General features: G+C 63.8%; 22 protein-coding genes and 1 tRNA gene. 20 read left to right on the top strand and 3 right to left on the bottom strand.

Translation table 11 applies throughout. The annotated features are described in order from the left end of the window. Nucleotides 1-437: 437 nt before the first annotated feature. The 3 genes from BGP02_RS00995 (at nt 438) to BGP02_RS00985 (ending at nt 3,361) form a co-directional block, all read left to right on the top strand. Nucleotides 438-1,424, top strand: a complete 987-nt coding sequence (locus BGP02_RS00995) for an ABC transporter substrate-binding protein (RefSeq protein WP_017233593.1) — start codon at nt 438-440, stop codon at nt 1,422-1,424. 234 nt (nt 1,425-1,658) lie between these two features. Continuing rightward, entirely contained in the window at nt 1,659-2,564 is a 906-nt protein-coding gene (locus BGP02_RS00990) for an ABC transporter permease (protein WP_150564763.1), read from the top strand. Between the two features lie 2 nt (nt 2,565-2,566). After that, nucleotides 2,567-3,361 (top strand): ABC transporter ATP-binding protein, encoded by a 795-nt coding sequence (locus BGP02_RS00985; protein ID WP_286797357.1) that lies wholly within the window; start codon nt 2,567-2,569, stop codon nt 3,359-3,361. Between the two features lie 59 nt (nt 3,362-3,420). Here the strand turns inward: BGP02_RS00985 and BGP02_RS00980 are convergent, their stop codons facing one another. The 3 genes from BGP02_RS00980 to rsmI form a co-directional block, all read right to left on the bottom strand. Further along, a complete protein-coding gene (locus BGP02_RS00980) occupies nt 3,421-3,711 on the bottom strand; it encodes a type II toxin-antitoxin system RelE family toxin (protein WP_286797355.1) in 291 nt (96 codons plus the stop codon). Then, nucleotides 3,698-3,940, bottom strand: coding sequence for a type II toxin-antitoxin system Phd/YefM family antitoxin (locus BGP02_RS00975; RefSeq protein ID WP_017233589.1), 243 nt, complete (start codon nt 3,938-3,940; stop codon nt 3,698-3,700). Before BGP02_RS00975 ends, BGP02_RS00980 begins: the two co-directional genes overlap by 14 nt. A gap of 178 nt (nt 3,941-4,118) precedes the next feature. Beyond that, complete coding sequence (gene rsmI, locus BGP02_RS00970) at nt 4,119-5,003, bottom strand: 16S rRNA (cytidine(1402)-2'-O)-methyltransferase (RefSeq protein ID WP_017233588.1); 885 nt, start codon at nt 5,001-5,003, stop codon at nt 4,119-4,121. A 95-nt stretch (nt 5,004-5,098) separates the two neighbouring features. On the opposite strand from rsmI, the gene BGP02_RS00965 reads away from it, so the two are divergent. The 17 genes from BGP02_RS00965 (at nt 5,099) to BGP02_RS00885 (ending at nt 20,410) form a co-directional block, all read left to right on the top strand. Then, nucleotides 5,099-5,452, top strand: a complete 354-nt coding sequence (locus BGP02_RS00965; RefSeq protein ID WP_017233587.1) for a YraN family protein — start codon at nt 5,099-5,101, stop codon at nt 5,450-5,452. Between the two features lie 154 nt (nt 5,453-5,606). After that, nucleotides 5,607-6,194 carry a phosphoheptose isomerase gene (locus BGP02_RS00960; RefSeq protein ID WP_017233586.1) on the top strand — a complete coding sequence of 196 codons (588 nt, stop codon included), beginning with the start codon at nt 5,607-5,609 and terminating at the stop codon, nt 6,192-6,194. A gap of 118 nt (nt 6,195-6,312) precedes the next feature. Further along, complete coding sequence (locus BGP02_RS00955) at nt 6,313-7,080, top strand: BON domain-containing protein (protein ID WP_017233585.1); 768 nt, start codon at nt 6,313-6,315, stop codon at nt 7,078-7,080. Nucleotides 7,081-7,112: 32 nt separating this feature from the next. Beyond that, complete coding sequence (locus BGP02_RS00950; protein WP_261939593.1) at nt 7,113-7,628, top strand: c-type cytochrome; 516 nt, start codon at nt 7,113-7,115, stop codon at nt 7,626-7,628. Between the two features lie 10 nt (nt 7,629-7,638). After that, on the top strand, nt 7,639-8,934 hold the full coding sequence (locus BGP02_RS00945) for an NAD(P)/FAD-dependent oxidoreductase (protein ID WP_286797346.1): 1,296 nt from the start codon (nt 7,639-7,641) through the stop codon (nt 8,932-8,934). A 358-nt stretch (nt 8,935-9,292) separates the two neighbouring features. Beyond that, nucleotides 9,293-10,897 (top strand): ShlB/FhaC/HecB family hemolysin secretion/activation protein, encoded by a 1,605-nt coding sequence (locus BGP02_RS00940; protein WP_286797344.1) that lies wholly within the window; start codon nt 9,293-9,295, stop codon nt 10,895-10,897. Nucleotides 10,898-11,289: 392 nt separating this feature from the next. Next, nucleotides 11,290-11,637: an ArsR/SmtB family transcription factor gene (locus tag BGP02_RS00935; RefSeq protein ID WP_017233580.1), complete on the top strand. Its 348-nt coding sequence runs from the start codon at nt 11,290-11,292 to the stop codon at nt 11,635-11,637. A 157-nt stretch (nt 11,638-11,794) separates the two neighbouring features. Continuing rightward, nucleotides 11,795-13,162 carry a sulfite dehydrogenase gene (gene soxC, locus BGP02_RS00930; RefSeq protein WP_017233579.1) on the top strand — a complete coding sequence of 456 codons (1,368 nt, stop codon included), beginning with the start codon at nt 11,795-11,797 and terminating at the stop codon, nt 13,160-13,162. Next, complete coding sequence (locus BGP02_RS00925; RefSeq protein WP_017233578.1) at nt 13,146-14,339, top strand: c-type cytochrome; 1,194 nt, start codon at nt 13,146-13,148, stop codon at nt 14,337-14,339. Before soxC ends, BGP02_RS00925 begins: the two co-directional genes overlap by 17 nt. Before the next feature lie 83 nt (nt 14,340-14,422). Further along, a complete protein-coding gene (locus BGP02_RS00920) occupies nt 14,423-14,752 on the top strand; it encodes a c-type cytochrome (protein ID WP_017233577.1) in 330 nt (109 codons plus the stop codon). A 136-nt stretch (nt 14,753-14,888) separates the two neighbouring features. Next, entirely contained in the window at nt 14,889-15,356 is a 468-nt protein-coding gene (gene soxY, locus BGP02_RS00915) for a thiosulfate oxidation carrier protein SoxY (protein WP_017233576.1), read from the top strand. 31 nt (nt 15,357-15,387) lie between these two features. After that, nucleotides 15,388-15,699 (top strand): thiosulfate oxidation carrier complex protein SoxZ, encoded by a 312-nt coding sequence (soxZ, locus tag BGP02_RS00910; protein WP_017233575.1) that lies wholly within the window; start codon nt 15,388-15,390, stop codon nt 15,697-15,699. A gap of 165 nt (nt 15,700-15,864) precedes the next feature. Further along, a complete protein-coding gene (gene soxA, locus BGP02_RS00905; protein ID WP_083902279.1) occupies nt 15,865-16,740 on the top strand; it encodes a sulfur oxidation c-type cytochrome SoxA in 876 nt (291 codons plus the stop codon). A 19-nt stretch (nt 16,741-16,759) separates the two neighbouring features. After that, nucleotides 16,760-17,410: a sulfur oxidation c-type cytochrome SoxX gene (soxX, locus tag BGP02_RS00900; protein WP_017233573.1), complete on the top strand. Its 651-nt coding sequence runs from the start codon at nt 16,760-16,762 to the stop codon at nt 17,408-17,410. 300 nt (nt 17,411-17,710) lie between these two features. Further along, nucleotides 17,711-18,214 (top strand): TlpA family protein disulfide reductase, encoded by a 504-nt coding sequence (locus BGP02_RS00895; protein ID WP_286797438.1) that lies wholly within the window; start codon nt 17,711-17,713, stop codon nt 18,212-18,214. 319 nt (nt 18,215-18,533) lie between these two features. Further along, nucleotides 18,534-20,243: a thiosulfohydrolase SoxB gene (gene soxB, locus BGP02_RS00890; protein WP_286797333.1), complete on the top strand. Its 1,710-nt coding sequence runs from the start codon at nt 18,534-18,536 to the stop codon at nt 20,241-20,243. A gap of 91 nt (nt 20,244-20,334) precedes the next feature. After that, a tRNA-Ala gene (locus BGP02_RS00885) sits at nt 20,335-20,410 on the top strand. Nucleotides 20,411-20,564: the final 154 nt, after the last annotated feature.

Raw genomic sequence — 20,564 nt, 5'->3', positions numbered from 1 at the left:
GGCGTACGCGCGTCGTCGCGGCGCCTCGTTTCCCGACGGCCAATTCTGAAATCGCGTTGATGGCTTCCCAAGCCGGGGGATGCTCGCCGCACATTTGTTGTGCAAAATCCATCTATTCTGTGTAAAAAATCGCGCATTATTCCGATTTTTGCTGCATCTGATAGGGCGAATGCCACGCACGAATGTGCGCACATCGGAAATTTGACGACCAAATCGACTAATTTTTTTCCGATTGCCGCATCAATCTGCCAGCGATTCGGCGCAGCCCGATATTCCACGGGCCTTTCAGGCGGTTGCGTTGGCAACCGTTGTTCGCTCAGGGGGATGTGGGTAGACTGTGCCCCACGCGCCGGTGCACGTTTTGTGTGCATCCGAATGAGACCCGGCGAGACACGGGCTCAGCGCACCTATCAAAGAGCATTCCTGGAGGAGTTTTGATGTCGACGATGGGCAAATTCGCCAAGCGCACCCTGCTGTGCGCCGTGGCCGCAACGTTGTTGGGCACGACCGGCGCGGCCTTCGCGCAGGGGACAAAATCGGTGGCCGTGTTGGCGATCGTGGAGCACCCGGCGCTGGACGCCATCCGCGATGGCGCACGCGACGAACTCAAGGCGGAAGGGTACGAGGTCGGCAAGAACCTCAAGTGGGAATACCAGAGCGCACAGGGCAACGTCGGTACGGCCGCGCAGATCGCCCGCAAGTTCGTGGGCGACCAGCCGGACGTGATTATCGGCATTGCCACGCCCACGGCGCAGGCCGTGGCGGCCGCGACCAAGTCGGTGCCGCTGGTCTACTCGGCCGTGACCGATCCCGTCGCGGCGCAATTGGTCAAGAATTGGGCGCCGTCGGGCACCAATGTGACCGGCGTGTCCGACAAGCTGCCGCTGGACAAGCAGGTCGCCCTGATCAAGCGTGTCGTGCCGAACGCCAAGCGTGTCGGCATGGTGTACAACCCGGGTGAAGCGAACTCGGTCGTGGTCGTCAACGAGCTGAAGAAGTTGCTGCCCGCTGCCGGACTGACGCTGGTCGAAGCGGCCGCGCCCCGCACCGTCGACATCAGTTCGGCGGCCAACAGCCTGGTCGGCAAGGTCGACGTGATCTACACGAACACGGACAACAACGTCGTGTCGGCGTATGAATCGCTGGTGAAGGTGGCCAACGACCGCAAGATCCCTTTGGTCGCGTCGGATACCGATAGCGTAAAGCGCGGCGCCATTGCGGCACTGGGCGTGAACTATTACGACCTGGGCCGTCAGACCGGGAAGGTGGTCGGGCGCATCTTGAAGGGAGAGAAGCCGGGGGCGATTGCCTCGCAGACCAGCTCGAATCTGGAACTATTCGTTAACACGGCGGCGGCCGCCAAGCAAGGCGTGACGCTGTCGGACGATCTGGTGAAGGAAGCCAAGACGGTCATCAGGCAGTAAAGCGTGCGTGAGCGCGGTAAGGCGGGGTGTACCTCCCCGGCTCACCGCAGCGCGACAGGGCGGCGCCCGGACACCCTCTGTCCCCGCCGCTCTTTTCCTATCGAATGGGTGGGACGGCTCCCCCCGACAGCGGTCGCACAACGACCGGCGATGCCCCGAACTGGCCGACGTCGGCCGTGTGAGCGCTGATGCCGAGACCCGGCATGGGCCGTCTTGCGCAGTGGAATTACGACAATGTCTCTTTTTTCTATGATGGGCGCCCTGGAGATCGGTCTGATCTTCAGTCTCGTGGCGCTCGGGGTGCTGATTTCCTTCCGCATCCTCAATTTCCCTGATTTGACCGTCGACGGCAGCTTCGCCCTGGGCGGCGCGGTCGCGGCTACGCTGATCGCCGGCGGCACCAATCCCTTCGCCGCGACCGTGGCGGCGATGGCGGCGGGCGCGCTGGCGGGCTTCATCACCGGCTGGCTCAATGTGCGCCTGAAGATCATGGATCTGCTCGCCAGTATCCTGATGATGATCGCGCTCTATTCCGTGAACCTGCGGGTGATGGGGGCACCGAACGTGCCGCTGATTACCTCGCCGACTGTCTTCACGATGCTCCTGCCGGACAACGTGTCCTGGTTGCCGGACTATGTGACGCGTCCGTTGTTGCTGCTGGGCGTGGTTATCGTGGTGAAGCTTGGGCTGGATTACTTCTTCCTTTCGCAACAGGGCTTGGCGATGCGCTCGACAGGCGCGAATTCGCGCATGGCGCGGGCGCAAGGCGTGAATACCGGTCACGAGATTCTGGCGGGGATGGCGCTCTCGAATGCGCTCGTGGCGCTTGCGGGCGCGTTGTTCGCGCAATCGCAGGGCGGCGCGGACATTTCGATGGGGATCGGTACCATCGTGATTGGCTTGGCGGCGGTCATCATTGGCGAGACGATTCTGCCGGCCCGACGCCTCATTCTCACAACGTTGGCGGTGGTCGTCGGTGCGGTGCTTTACCGCTTCTTCATCGCGCTCGCGCTCAACAGCGATTTCATCGGTCTGAAGGCGCAGGATCTGAATTTGGTGACGGCATTGCTCGTGGCGGTGGCATTGGTGCTGCCGGCAACGCGTCGCAAGCTGTTCCCCCGCAAGAACGGAGGTGCCTGATCATGTTGAGCGCAAAAGACCTCAAGATCACTTTCAATCCGGGCACGCCCATCGAGAACCGTGCGCTGCGCGGCATGTCGCTGGACATCCCGACGGGCCAGTTCGTCACCGTGATCGGTTCGAACGGTGCGGGCAAGTCCACGTTCCTGAATGCCATCAGCGGCGACTTGCGGGTCGATTCGGGCACGATTTCGATCGACGGTAACGACGTCACGAAGAAGACGGCGTGGCAGCGGGCGAGTCAGGTGGCGCGCGTGTTCCAGGATCCGATGGCCGGCACCTGCGAGGCGCTGACCATCGAGGAAAACATGGCATTGGCGGTCAAGCGGGGCGAACGCCGGAGTTTCGGGTTCGCGCTGAATCGGGAGCTGCGTGAGCGGTTCCGCGAGAAGCTGAGCCTGCTCAACCTTGGGCTGGAAAACCGGCTCTCGGACCGTATCGGGCTGCTCTCCGGCGGTCAGCGTCAGGCGGTGAGCCTGTTGATGGCGTCGTTGCAGCCGTCGCGGATCTTGCTGCTCGACGAGCATACGGCCGCGCTGGACCCCAAGACGGCGGCGTTTGTGCTGGAACTGACGGCGCGCATCGTGCAAGAGAGCAAGCTGACGGCGATGATGGTCACGCACAGCATGCGTCAGGCACTGGACTACGGCGACCGCACGGTGATGCTGCACCAGGGCAAGGTCGTGCTGGACGTGTCGGGCGACGAACGCAAGGGTCTGGACGTTCCCGATTTGCTGCAGATGTTCGAGCGCACCCGCGGCGAACAACTCGACGATGACGCGCTGCTGCTGAGCTGACGTGCTGGCCTGCCAGAAAACAAACCCGCTTCGGCGGGTTTGTTTCATTATCGGCGGCGTCACTGAACGCGTTTTCGGGCCGTGCGATAAGTCGCAAGGTGCTCTCGTTTGCCGACGGCGACCACCAACACGGTGACGGCTTTGTCGTCGACTCGGTAGACGAGCCGGTATCCCACCGATGCGAGTTTGATCTTGTAGCAGTCCGGCATCGACCTCAGCCGACTGCCGGGAACTTGGGGTCTTTGCAGCCGTTGCTGCAACTTCGCTTTGAACTGGCGCTGGATCGTGGGATCGAGCGCCTGCCACTCCTTGAGGGCAGAGGGTAGGAATTGCAGGTCATAGGTCGTCAAGCTGGGTACTCACCGGCGTTTCGCCGGCGCGTGAACGGATAAGGTCGGCGAGTTCAGCGTCATCGAGCCGCTCGCAGATCGCTTCCCAATCCGCTGCGGGGACGAGATAGGCGACCGGCGTGTTCCGGTTCAGGATGGCGACGGGGCCATCGGCTCGATGGATGGCGGCACTGGGGTTCGATTTCAATTCGCTGATTCCGATCGATGCGCGGGCAAGGATGTTTTTCATGTGACATCTCATCAGGCCCGGGGGGAGGCGGCCGATTCGCTGACGCGTACCAGCCGAGACCCTGAGATCGAGCCAATCATAGAGGGAATATCGAGGGGAGAGTTTGGGGAGTCGCTGAGAATTTCTCCAGAAACGTCCGAATCTTTAGGCCTCAAAAAATGTATCCCACGCGGGGCGATCAACCATTTTTGAGCGCCAGCGCTCGCTCGTAAAGCGCGTTCTTGGGTGCGCCGGTGATCGCGGCGGCGAGCTTCGCGGCACTTTTCGTCGGCAGTTCAGCCACCAGCAACGCGAGCACGCGCTGCGCTTCGGCGTCGACACCATCTTCGCTAGCGCTCGCTGCCGCGCCCGATACCGCCAGCACGAATTCGCCGCGCTGACGGTTCGCGTCCGCCTTCAGCCAGGCCACGCCTTCGCTCAGCGCACATTCGTGAATCTCCTCGAAGCGCTTGGTCAACTCACGTCCGATCAACAGTCGGCGCGCACCGCCCAATCCATCGGCGAGTGCCGCGACCGTCTCTACGATCCGATGCGGCGCTTCGTAGAAGACCTGCGCCGAGGTCGCCCCTGCAAGCGCAGCAATCGCCTGGGCCCGTTGCTGCGCCTTCGATGGCAGGAAACCCACGAACGTGAACGTCTCCACCCAGGCGCCGGCCGCCGAGAGCAGCGTAATCACCGCGCTCGCGCCTGGTACCGGCACCACGCCGAGCCCGGTCGCACGCACCGCATCGACCAGTCGCGCGCCTGGATCCGAGATGCCCGGGGTGCCTGCGTCTGAAATGTAGGCGATGCGCTCGCCACCCCGCAGACGCTCGACCAACCGCGTCGCCACTTCGTTTTCGTTGTGCTGGTGGGCCGCAATCAACGGCTTGTCGATGCCATACCGCTGGAGCAACTGCGCGCTATTGCGCGTATCTTCACAGGCGATAGCGTCAACCATCCCGAGGATGTACAGCGCTCGCACCGTGATGTCGGCGGTATTGCCCAACGGCGTGGCGACGACGTACAGCGTGCCCACCGGGTAATGCTGGCCCTCGGCCAGGGACATCAGGCGCTCATCCATGGCGTCGCACTCCCGCAAACGGCGTCGTTGCCGTGCGGGGCACACAGGCGTTGGTAACACCGGCAGCGCCGGCAACGGTAAACATCGGAACAACCATGTCGAATCAGTTAGGAGAATCGTTCGAGGACCACGCTCAGACGTTGCTGGAGCGACGCGGCTGGCGGCTCGTCGCGCGCAATTATCGGTGTCGCGGCGGCGAAATCGACCTCATTATGCGGGATTGCGCGGGTGTACTGGTATTCGTCGAGGTGCGCGCCCGCGCGCGCAGCGACTTCGGCGGGGCCGCCGAGAGCATTACGCGCGCCAAACGCCGCCGCCTGGCCTTGGCCGCGCGTCACTATCTGCTGCGGCGTCCCGCGGGGCGTTGTCGTTTCGACGTGGTGACGTTCGACGGACGTCCGCCGGTGGTGCGCTGGCTGCCCGACGCTTTCCGAGCCGACGATCTCTGACGAAACCCGTGTCCGCCGGCCTGTTACACTTGCGAACGCGCCGTTTTCAAGATTTTCAAGACTGATACGGCCTTTGAACGCCGGCCGATGCAGGCGAGTGCCCTCGGGCACCCATGCAAGGCCGGCCGCTTTTGCGACACCCTGGCAAACGACCATGTCGATCGAACGAATTCAGCAACACTTCACGGATAGCGTCGAGACCAAGCTGGCGGCGCGCGACGCACTGCCCGAATATATCGCCGCCGCCGCGGACGTCATGTTCGAAGCGCTGTCCAACGGCAACAAGATTCTCGCTTGCGGTAACGGCGGCTCGGCCGCCGACTGCCAGCACTTCGCGGCCGAACTCGTCGGCCGCTTCGAGCGCGAGCGCCCCGAATTGCCGGCCATCGCGCTGACCACGGACTCGTCGATCCTGACGGCCATCGGCAACGACTACAACTTCGACGCCATCTTCTCGAAGCAGGTGCGCGCGCTCGGGCACGAGGGCGATGTCCTGCTCGCCATCACCACGTCGGGTAATTCCGGCAACGTGCTCGCCGCCATTGAAGCGGCGCACGAACGCGGCATGCACGTGATCGCGCTGACCGGCAAGGGCGGGGGCAAGGTCAATGCGGCGCTGGGTGAGCTGGACGTGCACATCTGCGTGCCGGCCGATCGTACCGCGCGCATTCAGGAAGTTCACCTGCTCACGATTCACTGCCTGTGCGACCTGGTCGACGCGATGCTGTTCGGCGAAGCGTGAACCTATTGCCGTCATTCGGCGTCAAGAGCATGACAGGTACTGCGCCGCGGGGGCGGGCGGTGCCGGCTGGGCGCGGCGGGGGCCGTCCCGTTCGATCATCCAACAAGGAGAATGCCCGATGAATTTCCAACGCGTGGTCAAGCCGCTCGCCGCGGCGGCGTTGATTGCTGCAACCCTGGCCGGTTGTGCCCCCATCATTCTCGGCGGTGCCGCGACCGGCGCACTCGTCGCCACCGACCGCCGTTCCGTCGGCGCGCAGACGGAAGACCGTGAAATTCAGATCAAGGCCGAAGCCAATACCGCGAATAACTTGCCAGACGCCGCCCACGTCAACGTAACGGTCTTCAACCGTCGCGTGTTGCTCACCGGCGAAGTTCCGAACGACGCCAGCAAGCAGCGCGCCGTCGAAATCGTCAAGCAGATCAGCAACGTGCGCGGCATCGTCGACGAACTTGCCATCGGACCGGCCAGCTCCTTTGGTTCGCGCTCGAACGACGCGTGGATCACCAGCAAGGTCAAGGCCAACCTGATCAACACGAAGGAAATCTCGGCCAACGTCTTCAAAGTGGTCACCGAGCGTGGCGACGTGTATCTGCTGGGCCTCGTGTCGGAAGAGGAAGGCCGCATCGCCGCCAACGTGACCAGCCGTATCGACGGGGTGCAGAAGGTCATCAAGCTGTACGAATACATCAAGCCGGAAGAGGCGCAGCGCCTCTCGACCGAGGCCTCGAAGAACCCGGCCCCGGTGACTGACGATTCGAGCGCCGCGGCGGTCACGACCACGCCGATCGACACCGAAACGGTCACGGCCAAGCCGCTGTCCTCGCCTGCGCCGATCAGCGACGCACCGATCAAGCCCGGTCCGTCGAACAAGACCGGTAACTGACGCGCGCTACCCGAGCGCCTCGGACACTGCGCGTGCGCACCCGTGCCGTTACCGGCTCAGCCGCCGACTGCCGCGATCGTCTGCCTCGTCCATCTGCGCGATGGGTGACGCCGGCCATCGCGGCGGCGCTCGTTCTGACGATCGGAACCGGGGTTGTCGCCACCGCGACGGCATGGGCGGCACCGGTATCCGGCGTGCGCGCCGCCTCCCCGGTCTACGTCGAGCCGGCGGCGCCGCAGGCGCCCCAGCCCGACTGGCAAGCCCGCGACTGGGCGATGGCGTGCATGACATGTCATAACGCGTCGGCGCCAGTGAGCACGGGCAAGGCAACGCTGCCCGCGCTGGACGGGCGCCCGGCGACGGAACTCATGTCGGCGTTGCAAGCCATGCGCGATGGGCAGCGTACCGCCACGCTGATGCCCCAACTGCTCAAAGGCTATCGCGACGACGAGTTGCGTCGCATCGCCGCGTACTTCGCCTCGCAGCCGGCGGGCAAGGGCGCGTCAGCGTCGCCGCGCACGCCTCAAACGTCTCAAACGCCTCGATAGGGCCGACACGATGCGCCGCCGCAACTTTCTTCTTGGCATGGGCTCGACGGTCGCACTGGCCGGTGTCACCCGCGCATGGGCGGCGCCGCTCTGGCCGACACCGCTCAAGACGCGTGCCCGTGTCGTTGTGATCGGCGGCGGATTCGGTGGCGCGACGGCGGCCAAGGCGTTGCGCATGCTCTCGGGCAACACGATAGACGTCACCTTGGTCGAACCGAATCCCGCCTTTGTCTCGGCCCCGTTGTCGAACCTCGTAGTGGGCGGCCACTTGCGGGTAAGCGACCTGACAGTGCCCTACGACAGGCTCGTCGAACGGCACGGCGTGGTCTGGCGACGCACACGCGCCCAGGCCATCGACGCCGCCAACCAACAGGTGCGGCTCGCCGATGGCGGTCGCCTTTCCTACGACAAGCTCATCGTCGCCCCAGGGGTGTCGCTGCGTAGGGAGGCCATTGCCGGACTCTCCGATCCCGCGGTGCGCGACGCCTTGCCGGTGGGATGGACCGACGCCCGCGAAAGCGCCGCGTTGCACGCGCGTTTGCGGGCGATGCCCGACGGTGGGGTCGTCGCCATCACGATCCCCGAGGCGCCGTTTCGCTGTCCGCCCGCGCCGTATGAGCGCGCGTGTCAGGTCGCCGCCTGGCTCAAACGTCACAAGCCGCGTGCCAAAGTGCTCGTCTTTGACACCAACGATCAGGTGCTCGCGGAAGCCGAGCAGTTTCAGGCGATTTGGGGCACCCAATATGCCGGAATCGTTGAGTATCACCCGCAGTTCAATTGCACGGAAGTCGCGGCCGATGGTGCGAAGTGGCTGGCGCGCTTCGAGCTGGGTGAGGAAATCAAGTCCGACGTGCTCAATGTCATCCCGCCGATGCGGGCGGGCGATATCGCGGTGGACAGTGGGCTGGCGACGGCCAACGGCCGTTGGTGCGACGTCGACTTTCTGACGTTTGCGTCGACCGCGCAACCCGACATCCATGTGCTGGGGGACGCCATTCAGATCGCCCCGCAGATGCCCAAGTCCGGCCATATGGCCAACCAGCACGGCAAGGTTTGCGCCGCAGCCATCGTGGCGGCCCTGTCAGGGCGCGCGGTCAACCCGGAGCCGCTTTACAGCAACACCTGTTACACGTTCGTCTCGGCGACCGAAGCGATGCACGTGGCCAGCGTTCACCGATACGACGCCGCGCAGCGCACCATGCTCCCGGTGCCGGGCACAGGTGGCGCGTCGTCGCGCGCCACACCGAACGAATTCGCCCTGGGACTCGCATGGGCACAGGGCATCTGGGCCGACATGCTGGCGTGACGCGGGTTCCGGTGGCATTCGCCGTCGTTGAGGCGCGTTTGGAGGAGACGCTCTAAGCGGCGCGATGACCGTGCCACGGTAGTGCGTGATCGCGTTGTTGTGTGGGTGCCGCATCACGGCAAATTCCTTCGTTGACGGGGCCTCACGCCTCTCGGTTACACTGGCCGCACGAAAAAATAAGCATTCAAGGGGCATAGGGATGGCGCATCGCCAGGGAGGAGCCCGTCTTGCGCCACGCGTCGCGCGTGGGGATTCGGTCAAGTCGGCGCAAAGCCGCAGGGTCGTTCGAGTCGTCGCCGTATCGTTGTACTCCATTGGCCTGCTAAGCGTGCACAACGCCTTGGCCGACGGGAGCCCCGTGCGTGGCGACCCGCTGCAAAGCATTCCAAAAATCGAGGTGCCCAAGGCGCCCGCCGCCACCTTTCGCATTCAGCCGCCGACGCAGGAAGACGCGCTCAAGTCGCTGCTCGCACGCAAGATGACCCCACAGCGTTTCGGTATCGAAGGCGTCAAGTCGTTGCCGTTCGCCGACGTGGCCGGGGTCTTCGCGCCGCTGGCAGGCAAGGAAGTGACCATTGGCGATCTGGTCGAAAAGGCCAATCAGGTCACGAAGATGTATCAGGACGCGGGCTATCTGTTGTCCTTCGCCTTCGTCCCCGCGCAAGACTTCAAAGACGGCTTCGTGCGCGTGACGATCGTCGAAGGCTATATCTCGAGCACGAAAATCACGGGCAAGCCTGGGCCGTCGGAACAGCGGTTGCGCGACATCGCCGCGCACATCGAGGCGGAACGTCCGCTCAAGCGCGCCACGTTCGAGCGCTATCTGAACCTGCTCACGCTGGTTCCCGGCATGAAGATCAAGGCCGACGTGCAACCGCCCACGCAGACCGACGGCGCGACCGAACTCTCGCTCGACGTTACGCGTCAGCCGGTAGCGCTGGGCACGTCACTCACCTACAACAACCCCGGTATTCGGGGTGTGTTCACGGTGACAAGCAACGCGCTTACCCCGCTCGGCGAACAGATTCAGCTCACGGCCATCGCCCCGAAGGGGCATAACGACGAAGAGTTCTATGCGGGGTCGTACATCCAGCCGCTCGGGTCGAATGGATTGCAGGCGCGCGTGGACGCGTCGCACTATCGCGGACAGCCAGACGATCAGGCGCTGGCCGGTCTGACGCGACACCTCGACACCAAGCGTGTCGCCGTGACCGTGTCGTACCCGATCCTGCTCAACAACCAGCGCAACCTGACGGTCAGCGGCGGCATGTACGGCGTGAATTCACGAGATCGCTACGAAGTACCGAATTCGCCGAACAACATCAATTCGCAGACGAACGTGCGGGCCGCGCAGGTTCAGCTCTCGTACAACGAGGTCACCGAGAAGCAGACCCGCAACGCCACGCTCGGCGTGTTCAAGGGCTTTACCGGGATGGGGGCGAGCCAGTCGTACACGACGCAGCCGGCGGGCGTCGCGCAAATACTCGGCCCCTACGATCTCGGCTTCTGGCGCTTCACGCTCGACGGCAAACAGGGGCTCGTGCTGCCGTGGGAATTCGGTGTCGTCGTCGCGGCGGGCGCGCAGTACAGTGCCAACACGTTGCCGACGTCCGAGCAGGCGACGTTCGGCGGTCAGCGCTTCGGCCTCGGCTATCCGGCCGGCGAAATCGCCGGGGACAGGGGGTGGGGGGCGTCGATCGAACTCAATCGGATGTTCCGCACCGACTTCCGCTTCCTCAAGACGATTCAGCCGTACCTGATGCTCGATACGGCGCGCGTCTATCTGAGCTCGGGGCCGTTGTTCCACAACCAGCTCGCCTCCGTGGGCCTGGGCGTGCGGGTCTCCGACAGCAAGTACTACTCGCTCGACCTGTCGGTCGCCAAGCCGATGGCCGACGCGCCGACCAACTCGCCGAGCCGTCCGCTGCGGTTCAATGCGAACTGGTCATATCAATTCGAGTAAGACGGGATGGCGATTCGTCGCCATTCCGCCATCGCTCACGGACGACGTCCGCAAAATGTCGTGCTCTGGCACGCTGTCTCCCGCCACTTTCTTATCGGGTTTTTCCCTGATGCGCCAATCCGTCGGGTCGTCGCGCATGCGGCTGCACCTGACGGTAGGCTCGGCGTTGCATGTCGCGCAAACGCATATGAGGTGGAGCGCTATATCCCCGGATATACACGGCAGCGCGTCTGACCGACGCCCAATGCGCGCCCTCCGCAACGAGACATCGGTCGCCAACGTGTTGCAGTGCAGCTTGCGTCCGACGCGCATTGTTTTGATTATCCGTATATGCGTCATTAGGCATATACGAAATTCCTTGTGCCAGCATACGAACTCAAAGACTGACCGTCATGGAAGAACTCGATCGCGTATTCGAAAAGGTGTCGCACTACTTCAGCCTGCTCTCCGAGCCAACGCGGTTGCGGATTCTGCATGCGCTGTGCGGTGGCGAACGCTCGGTGAGCGAGGTGGTGACGCAGGTGGGATCGTCGCAGACGAATGTATCGCGGCATCTCGGGGCAATGTATCAGGCGGGCGTGTTGGCACGGCGTCGCGACGGGAATCAGGTGTATTACACGATCGCGGATACCGGGGTGGTCGAGATCTGCCGCGCGGTGTGCGTGCAGGTCGCCGGCCGACTCGAGGAGGAGGCGCTGCCGGAGCGTGCCGTCGATGGCTTCATGCCACGCGCCAACTGAAGCACGCAGCAGACCGTGGCAATACCGTAGTACTGCAGCACGGCAATACCCGTAGGTCAGTGCGGCAACCAGACCGCACATATCGATTCGAACGCAAGCGGTAAGCCGTCCGTGTCCTCGCGACGCTGGCGGACGCCACAAAACGCGAGGAGACAGGGTGAGCAAGACCAGCGATAGCGCATCGCGAGCCGGCCGTTTGCGCCGGGCTCCGGAGAACTTCGTCGACAGCACGCTTGCCGACGACATTGCCCGCGACGGGTTGAATCCCACCCGGCGCAATTTCCTGCAGCGCAGCTTCCTGGCCGCCGGTGCCGCGCTCGCGGGCGGTGCGGCCTTTGCCGCCGACGCGCCCAAGACCGCCGGGGATCCGATGATTCTCGAACCGCGTCCGTGGGCCACGTCGCTCGGCCAGCCGGTCGCGGCACGTCCGTACGGCATGCCGTCGAAATTCGAAGCGAACTTGCAACGCCGTCAGTCGCCGGGACTGACGCAAACGGCGCAGGCGTCGGTGGCCTTCACGCCGCTGCAAGGTCTGTTCGGCATCATCACGCCCAGCGGGCTGCACTTCGAGCGCCATCATCAGGGCTGGCAGGAGATCGATCCAACGCAGCATCGCCTGATGGTGCATGGCCTCGTGCGCGAAGCGAAGGTGTACACGATGGACGACATCATGCGCCTGCCGTCCGTGTCGCGTATGCACTTCATCGAATGCGGCGCGAACACCGGCATGGAGTGGGGCAATGCCGCCGTGCCGACCGTCCAGTACACGCACGGCATGCTGTCGTGCTGCGAATTCACGGGCGTGCCGCTGTCGGTTCTGCTCGACGAGGTGGGCGCCGATACCAAGCGCGGCCAATACGTGCTCGCCGAAGGCGGCGACGGCTCCGGTATGACCCGAACGATCTCGATGGAGGCGGCGCTCTCCGACGTGCTCGTCGCCTGGGGTATGAACGGCGAAATGCTGCGTCCCGAAAACGGTTATCCGCTGCGGCTGGTCGTGCCCGGCGTGCAGGGTGTGTCGTGGGTGAAATGGCTGCGTCGCATCAAGGTCGGCGACGCGCCGTGGAACACCAAGGATGAAACGAGCCATTACGTCGACTTGATGCCGGACGGCCAGCATCGCCAGTACACGTCGATCCAGGAGTGCAAGTCGGTCATCACGTCGCCCTCCGGGGGACAGGCGTTGCTCGATCGCGGCTATTTCAACGTGACGGGTCTTGCGTGGTCGGGGCGGGGCCGCATCAAACGGGTCGACGTGTCGACCGATGGCGGCAAGACCTGGCGCGCGGCGCGGCTCGAATCGCCTGTGCTGCCGAAGTGCCTCACGCGCTTCAATTTCGACTGGCAATGGGATGGCTCGCCGGCGCTCCTGCAAAGCCGGGCCATGGACGAGACGGGCTTCGTGCAACCGCGTTATCGGCAACTGCGGGAAGTGCGCGGCACGAAGTCGATCTATCACAACAACGCAATCCAGACGTGGCAAGTGGCGACGAACGGGGAGGTGACCAATGTCCACGTCGATTGAACTTAAGTTGCAGCGCCCCATGCGTCGGCGCGCGCAGTCGGTGGTCCTGGCCGTGCTCTGGGTGGCCGCATTGACGCTCGCGGGCCTGACCGTCGCGGCCTGGTTCTCGGCCCCGGCGCAGGCGGCGCCGGTCCAGCCCGCCATCAAGGCGCCACCTGGGATCGGACGCGATGCCACGCCGGCGGAATTGAGCGCGTGGGACATCGACGTGCGCCCCGACTTCAAAGGGTTGCCCAAAGGACAGGGATCTGTCGCCGACGGCCAGAAGGTGTACGACGCGCGCTGCGCATCGTGTCACGGCACGTTTGGCGAGAGCAACGAGGTGTTCAATCCGCTGGTGGGGGGCACCACCGCCGACGACATCAAGACGGGGCACGTGGCATCGCTGCGCGCGAACAATCAGCCGGTGCGCACCACCTTCATGAAGGTCGATACGATCTCGACGATCTGGGATTACATCCGTCGCGCCATGCCGTGGAACGCGCCGCGTTCGCTCAAGCCCGACGAGGTATACGCGGTCACCGCCTATCTCCTGAATCTTGCGGAGATCGTGCCGTCGGACTTCGTGCTGTCGGACAAGACCATTGGCGACGTGCAGAAACTGATGCCCAATCGCAACGGGATGACGCGCGCGCATGGCATGTGGCGCGTGGGCGACAAACCGGATACTCATAACAAGGCGTGTATGCAGGATTGTCCTGAGGCTGGTATCGTGACGTCCGCACTCCCTGCGTACGCCCGCGACGCGCATGGGGATCTGGCCGCGCAAAACCGGATCATCGGTCCGGTGCGCGGTGTCGATACGAAGCTGCCGCCGCTGTCGGGCACTGCCGCGCAAAACGCGTCGGTGCGCAAGACGGCGGCCCTCGCCACGCTCGGCATGGCGAGTTCGGACGCGCCGGCCCATTCCGCCGCTGCGACGTCATCGGCAGCAACGCTTGCGGACAAGAACGGTTGTCTGGCGTGTCACGGCGTGACCGACAAAAAGATCGGACCCGCCTTCTCGGAGGTCGCCACCAAGTACCATGGGCAGCCGGATGCGGCTGAAAAACTGGTGGCGAAGATACGTGCCGGAGGCGCCGGCAATTGGGGCAGCATGCCAATGCCGCCGCAATCGCAGGTCGCCGAAACTGATATCCGTACGATGGTCGACTGGATTCTCCGTGGTGCACATTGAGCGGGCAGGAGGTTCGACGGACGCGCCGAGGGTTTCGGGCCGCCGCAGGACCCCCGTCCCCTACACAAATCGAAGGAGATACGATGAAAAAGATGCTGATCGCCGCGGCCATGCTGGCCGGCACCTCGCTGGCCCATGCCGGTGTCGATGTCGCAGCGGCGACCAAGCTCGCGGGTGCCAACGCCTGTATGGGTTGCCACGCCGTCGACAAGAAGCTGGTGGGCCCGGCCTATCAGGAAGTGGCTGCCAAGTACAAGGGTGACAAGGACGCGGTGGCCAAGCTGGTCAAGAAAGTGAAGGGCGGTGGTTCGGGTGTCTGGGGTCCGATCCCGATGCCGGCGCACCCGAACCTGTCGGATGCCGACGCCAAGATCCTCGTTGAGTGGGTTCTGGCCGGCGCCCCGGCGAAGTAACACCGGGGCAGGGGGCTCGCCGGCAGGCTGCCCGGCAGGATCGGGCGGCGGGTCAGGCGAGCGAACGGCGGCCGGTACGTGGCGGATCGATGGTCCACTTCGTATCGGCGGCCCTCAGAGAAGGAAACAGACAGAGATGAACCAACAGCGACGCGACATGCTGCGGTTTTCCGCGGTAATGGGACTGGCGGTAGCCGCCGGGCTGATCAAGCCCGAAGAGGCGCGCGCGGCAGAGGCGCATTGGAACAAGGCGGCGTTCTCGACCCGGAGCGTGGCCGACACGGTCAAGGCCCTGGGTGGCACGGGCACCAGCCCGAGCGATTTGGTGGTGCTGACCGCGCCCGACATCGCCGAGAACGGAGCGGTTGTGCCGGTGGCGGTGGCGAGCAAGGCGCCGAATACGCAGATGATCGCGATTCTGATCGAGAAGAATCCGAATACGCTTGCGGCGTCGTTCGAGATTCCCGACGGTACCGAGCCGGCGGTGACCACGCGTGTGAAGATGGGCCAGACCTCGAAGGTCTATGCGCTCGTCAAGGCGGACAACAAGTACCTCGTGGCCGAGAAGGAAATCAAGGTCACGCTGGGCGGCTGCGGCGGTTAAGCGACGCATCGTAGAACAGAGGAGCCACAACATGGGTAATCCGATGCGCATTCGCGCAACCGAGGCCGGCGGTGTCGTCGAGGTCAAGGTGCTGATGAGTCACATCATGGAAACCGGCCAGCGCAAGGACGCTTCCGGTAATATCGTCCCGGCACACTTCATCCAGAACGTCACGGTGACTTGCAACGGGAAGACGGTGCTGTCGGCCGAATGGGGCCCGGCGGTGTCGAAAGATCCGTTCATGGCGTTCAAGTTCAAGGGCGCCAAGAAGGGCGACAAGGTCACGGTCATGTGGGTCGACAACAAGGGCGACTCGCGGACCGACGAGACGGCCATCGCCTGACGGGCGAACGTCGGCAGACGTGCGGCGGCGCGTCATAGGCGCTGCCACGCGAATCCGGCCGGGTGGGACGGCGTGAAGCGAAATCCGCGCCGTGCAGTGTGCAAGCACGAGCGCTCTCGGGAGATTCCCCGTTGCGCGGACCAACCCCACGAAGAGGAGATCGAGATGAACGAGGCGCAACATAGCGCACGGGCGAGCCAACGAAAGAGCACGGCAGGAGACGCAGCGTGGCTGCGACGGACTGTGCTCGGCGGCGTGCTCGTCATCGCGGGCGTCAGTGCCCCCGCATTCGCTGCAGAAAGTTCGACGGCCGACGCCATCGCGCAATATCGCGAGATGCTCGCCGACGGCAATCCAGCAGAACTCGTCGAGATGCGCGGCGAGGAACTCTGGAAGACACCACGCGGCCCGAACAACGTATCGATGGCGCAGTGCGACCTGGGGCTTGGCGCGGGTGTCGTCAAGAACGCCTACGCGCAACTGCCGCGCTACTTCCCCGACACGAAACGCGTGCTCGATGCCGAGTCGCGCATCGTCGAGTGCATGGTGCATCTGCAGGGCTTCAAGCGCGCGGACGTCATCAAGCAACCGTTCTCCAAGGAAGGGCAGGATCCGACCGATCTCGAAGCGCTCACCGCCTATGTGGCGGGTCAGTCGCGCGGCGCCGTCATTCACGTGTCGCAGGCGCACAAGGAAGAGAAGGACGCCTACGCGCGCGGTCAGAAGATCTTCTACTACCGTTCCGGTCCGTACGATTTCTCATGCGCGTCGTGCCACGGGGCGGATGACAAGCGTATCCGTCTTCAGGATCTGCCGAACCTGACCAAGCCCGCGGCGGCGCGACAGGCGTTTGCGACGTGGCCGGGCTATCGTGTCTCGCAGGGTGCGCTGCGCACGATGCAGTGGCGGATGAACGATTGCTTCCGCCAGCAGCGCATGCCGGTGCTGAATTACGGCTCGCAGGCGTCCATTGACCTGATTACCTTCCTCGGCGTGATGGCCAATGGCGGCAAGATGGACGCCCCTGGCCTGAAGCGCTGACCGATTGCGAGGCACACCCATGAAATCATTCGCATTGCGCGCGACGGGCGTCGCGCTGGCAGCGGCCGGGGCACTCGTCGTCGGCACGGCCTTCGCGCAGGACGAGAGTCCGAAGCTGGTGAGCGGCACGACCGATGCGGCCGTTGTGCAGGAATTGCGCGATTCGTTCCGCGCCTCGGGCATCGCGCAGCTTGACCGCATCGATCAGAGCGAGCTGCAGAAGCTGTGCACGCAGTACGCGACCAAGCCGATGCCGGCGAAGGTGGCTGAACGGCTGCAAAAAGCCGAGCTGGCGAAGGTCAAGGCACCGGCCGACGGTCAATATCTTGGTGACTGGAAGGAAGGCGAGAAGGTTGCCCAGAACGGTCGAGGCCTGCAGTTCACCGACAAGGCCGATACCGTCAATGGCGGCAACTGTTACGCGTGCCACCAGTTGACCAAGAGTGAGATCTCGTTCGGCAACATCGGTCCGTCGTTGTATCACTACGGCAAGCTGCGCGGCGATTCGCCCGAAGTGGTCAAGTACACGTGGGCGAAGGTCTACGACTCGCATAGCTACGCGGCTTGCTCGAACATGCCGAGGTTTGGCGCGGCGGGCATTCTGACCGAGAAACAGTTGAAGGACGTCATGGCGTTGCTGCTCGACCCCGCGTCTCCCGTCAATCAATAAGCCACCGTCGTTCCGGCGGGCGACCCGAGATCGTTGATCGACGGTCGCCGCCGGTTTCCGGAGCGCTGCATGACATCCCTGGAATATACGAATCAAGTCGCTGATCGTCGCCGACCGTCGCGATGGCCGCGCTCGCGTGCGGACTGGCGAGGTGGGTGTGGGTTTGCGTCTGTCTCGGATTCACGTCTTGCGCGAATGACCGTCTGGCAGATGGGGGCGCACTCGATGCTGGGTTGGGTGGGTGCTGTTTTTGGGGCCTGCGGGGTACGTCGACCGAGCTACGTTGCACGACGAAGTGGCATGGGCGTGTTCGGGCGTTTGAAAGCGACGATCATTGCGGCGTTCGTCGTGGGAGCGACGACCCTTGGCGCACCGGCGCACGCGCTGGAGGTCGGCGACACGGTCACGCTGCCGTCGCTCACGCTGCTCGATGGCAAGACGCTGCCCGCGAGCGCGTTCAAGGACCGGACAGTCATCGTCGAGTACTGGGCGTCGTGGTGTCCGTTCTGTGCGCAGCAGAATCCGCATGTGCAGAAGCTTTACGAGGCCACCCGCGGCAAGCCGATCCAGGTCGTCACGCTATCGATCGACAAGAAACCGCAGGAAGCCATCGACTACCTCAAGACGCATGGCTACACGTTTCCTGCGGGTATGGAGACGGACGCCTGGCGGGCGGTGCTGGGCAAGCGTCGCGGGCTGCCGGAGTTGTATGTGATTGGACGTAACGGCAAAGTGCTGCGCAAGGAAGTCGGCGAGATGTTCGGCGAGGACGTGGCGGCGCTGGCGGACTACGCGGGGAAGTGACCAGATGGCCAAGTGACAAGGCGCCAAGGTGGCAAGGTGTTTCGGTGCGTCGGTGGTTCGGTGATTTGGTAACCCGGTAACCCGATGAATCAGGGTTTGAATCAGACATTCTGCAATTCGGTGAATCGACGACTCGGTGATTTGAAGACTCAGTGAATCGGCGGGACGAGACGGAAGATGATCGTTGCCGTATCACTGCGGGACGTTCGCTGCGGCATCGCGTCGATGGTGTACTGGCGCGGTACGAGCTGACGGGTACGGATGCATTGGCTAACGACAAAGCAGGCGCGCCGCACGACGTGTGCGTTACGGAGACGAAATGAATCGACGCGAGTTCATGCAGGTGTTGGCGGTGGCGGCGGCGGGCGGGATGGCGCTGTCGCATCAGGAGATGGCAGCGGCCAAGGCGGCAGACGTGTTCTACGACCTGCCGAAATTCGGCAATGTGCATCTGCTGCATTTCACCGACTGCCATGCGCAGTTGCTGCCGATGTATTTCCGCGAGCCGAGCGTCAATCTGGGGATCGGCGAGCAGGCGAACAAGCCGCCGCATCTGGTGGGCGAGGCATTCTTGAAGGCATATGGTTTGCGTCCCGGCACGCTAGACGCGTATGCGTTCACGTACCTCGACTTTGCCGCGGCGGCGCGCACGTACGGCAAGGTCGGCGGGTTTGCGCACCTTGCGACGCTGGTCAAGCGCATGAAGGCGTCGCGCCCCGGCGCGCTGCTGCTGGACGGCGGCGACACATGGCAAGGGTCCGGCACGTCGATGTGGACGAAGGGCCAGGACATGGTCGACGCCACGCTGGCGCTTGGCGTCGACGTGATGACGGCGCACTGGGAATTTACGTACGGGGCGGATCGCGTGAAGTCCGTCGTCGAGGAGCAGCTCAAGGGCAAGATCGACTTCGTCGCCCAGAATGTACAGACGAACGATTTCGGCGACCCGGTCTTCGCGCCATACACGATCAAGACGATGAACGGGGTGCCGGTGGCGATCATCGGGCAGGCGTTCCCCTACACGCCGATTGCGAACCCGCGTTACTTCGTGCCGGACTGGACATTCGGCATTCAGGAGGAGCGTCTGCAGTCGATGGTCGACGAGGTGCGCGGCAAGGGGGCGCAGGTCGTGGTCTTGTTGTCGCACAACGGGATGGACGTCGATCTGAAGCTGGCGTCGCGCGTGCGGGGTATCGATGCGATTCTGGGCGGTCATACGCACGACGGGGTGCCGAAGCCTGTCACCGTGGAAAACGCTGGCGGCAAGACGCTTGTGACGAATGCCGGGTCGAACGGCAAGTTTCTGGCGGTGCTGGACTTCGACGTGAAGGGCGGCAAGCCGGTGGACTTCCGTTACAAGCTGCTGCCGGTGTTCTCCAATCTGCTCCCGGCCGACGCGCCGATGCAGGCGCTCATCGAGCGCGTGCGCGCACCATTTGCGTCGAAGCTGGCGGAACCGCTGGCGGTGACGGAAGGCGTGCTGTATCGGCGGGGGAACTTCAACGGGACGTTCGATCAGCTGCTGCTTGATGCGGTCATGGCGGAGAAAGATGCCGAGATTGGGTTTTCGCCGGGATTCCGTTGGGGGACGTCGCTGCTGCCGGGGCAAACGATCACGATGGAGCAGTTGCTTGATCAGACGGCGATCACGTATCCCTACACGACGCTGACACCGATGACCGGCGAGACGATCAAGACGGTGCTCGAGGATGTGGCCGACAACCTGTTCAACCCCGATCCGTACTACCAGCAGGGCGGAGACATGGTGCGCGTGGGCGGGATGGACTACACGATCGACCCGATGGCACCGATGGGGCAGCGCATCACGGAGATGCGCCTGAACGGCAAATTGATCGAAGCGAGCAAGACATACAAGGTGGCGGGCTGGGCGCCGGTGGCAGAGGGAGTGCAGGGCGAGGCGGTATGGGATGTGGTGGCGCGGTATCTGCGCGGACAGAAGACGGTGGTCGCGAAAGCGCCGAAAGTGCCGTCCATCAAGGGGATGAAGGGGAATTTGGGGGCGGTTTGAGGGCGAAAATTCCGAAAATCCAACAAATCCCGAGCGTTTTTGTCGGTTGCTCGCCGGGAATCCAAAAACCGCTATAATTGGCAGCTCGTGTGGGGCGGTAGCTCAGCTGGGAGAGCGTCGCGTTCGCAATGCGAAGGTCGGGAGTTCGATCCTCCTCCGCTCCACCAAAAAAAACAATACGCACGCTATTCGTCGATAGCGTGCGTTTTTTGTTTCATTGAATGATGTTGGTCGCGAGAGCGCGCGGGAAGAACTGCCTGAGATCCAGAAGAACGACGAAATGGGCGGCTAAAGGCGGATGGCGAATTCACGCGGTTCAAG

It is taken from the genome of Pandoraea sp. 64-18, from assembly GCF_001899225.1.
In the GTDB taxonomy this organism is placed as follows: Bacteria; Pseudomonadota; Gammaproteobacteria; order Burkholderiales; family Burkholderiaceae; genus Pandoraea; species Pandoraea cepalis.
The sequence above is the reverse complement of the archived record's forward strand: the minus strand, read 5'-3'. Positions and strand labels throughout refer to the sequence as shown.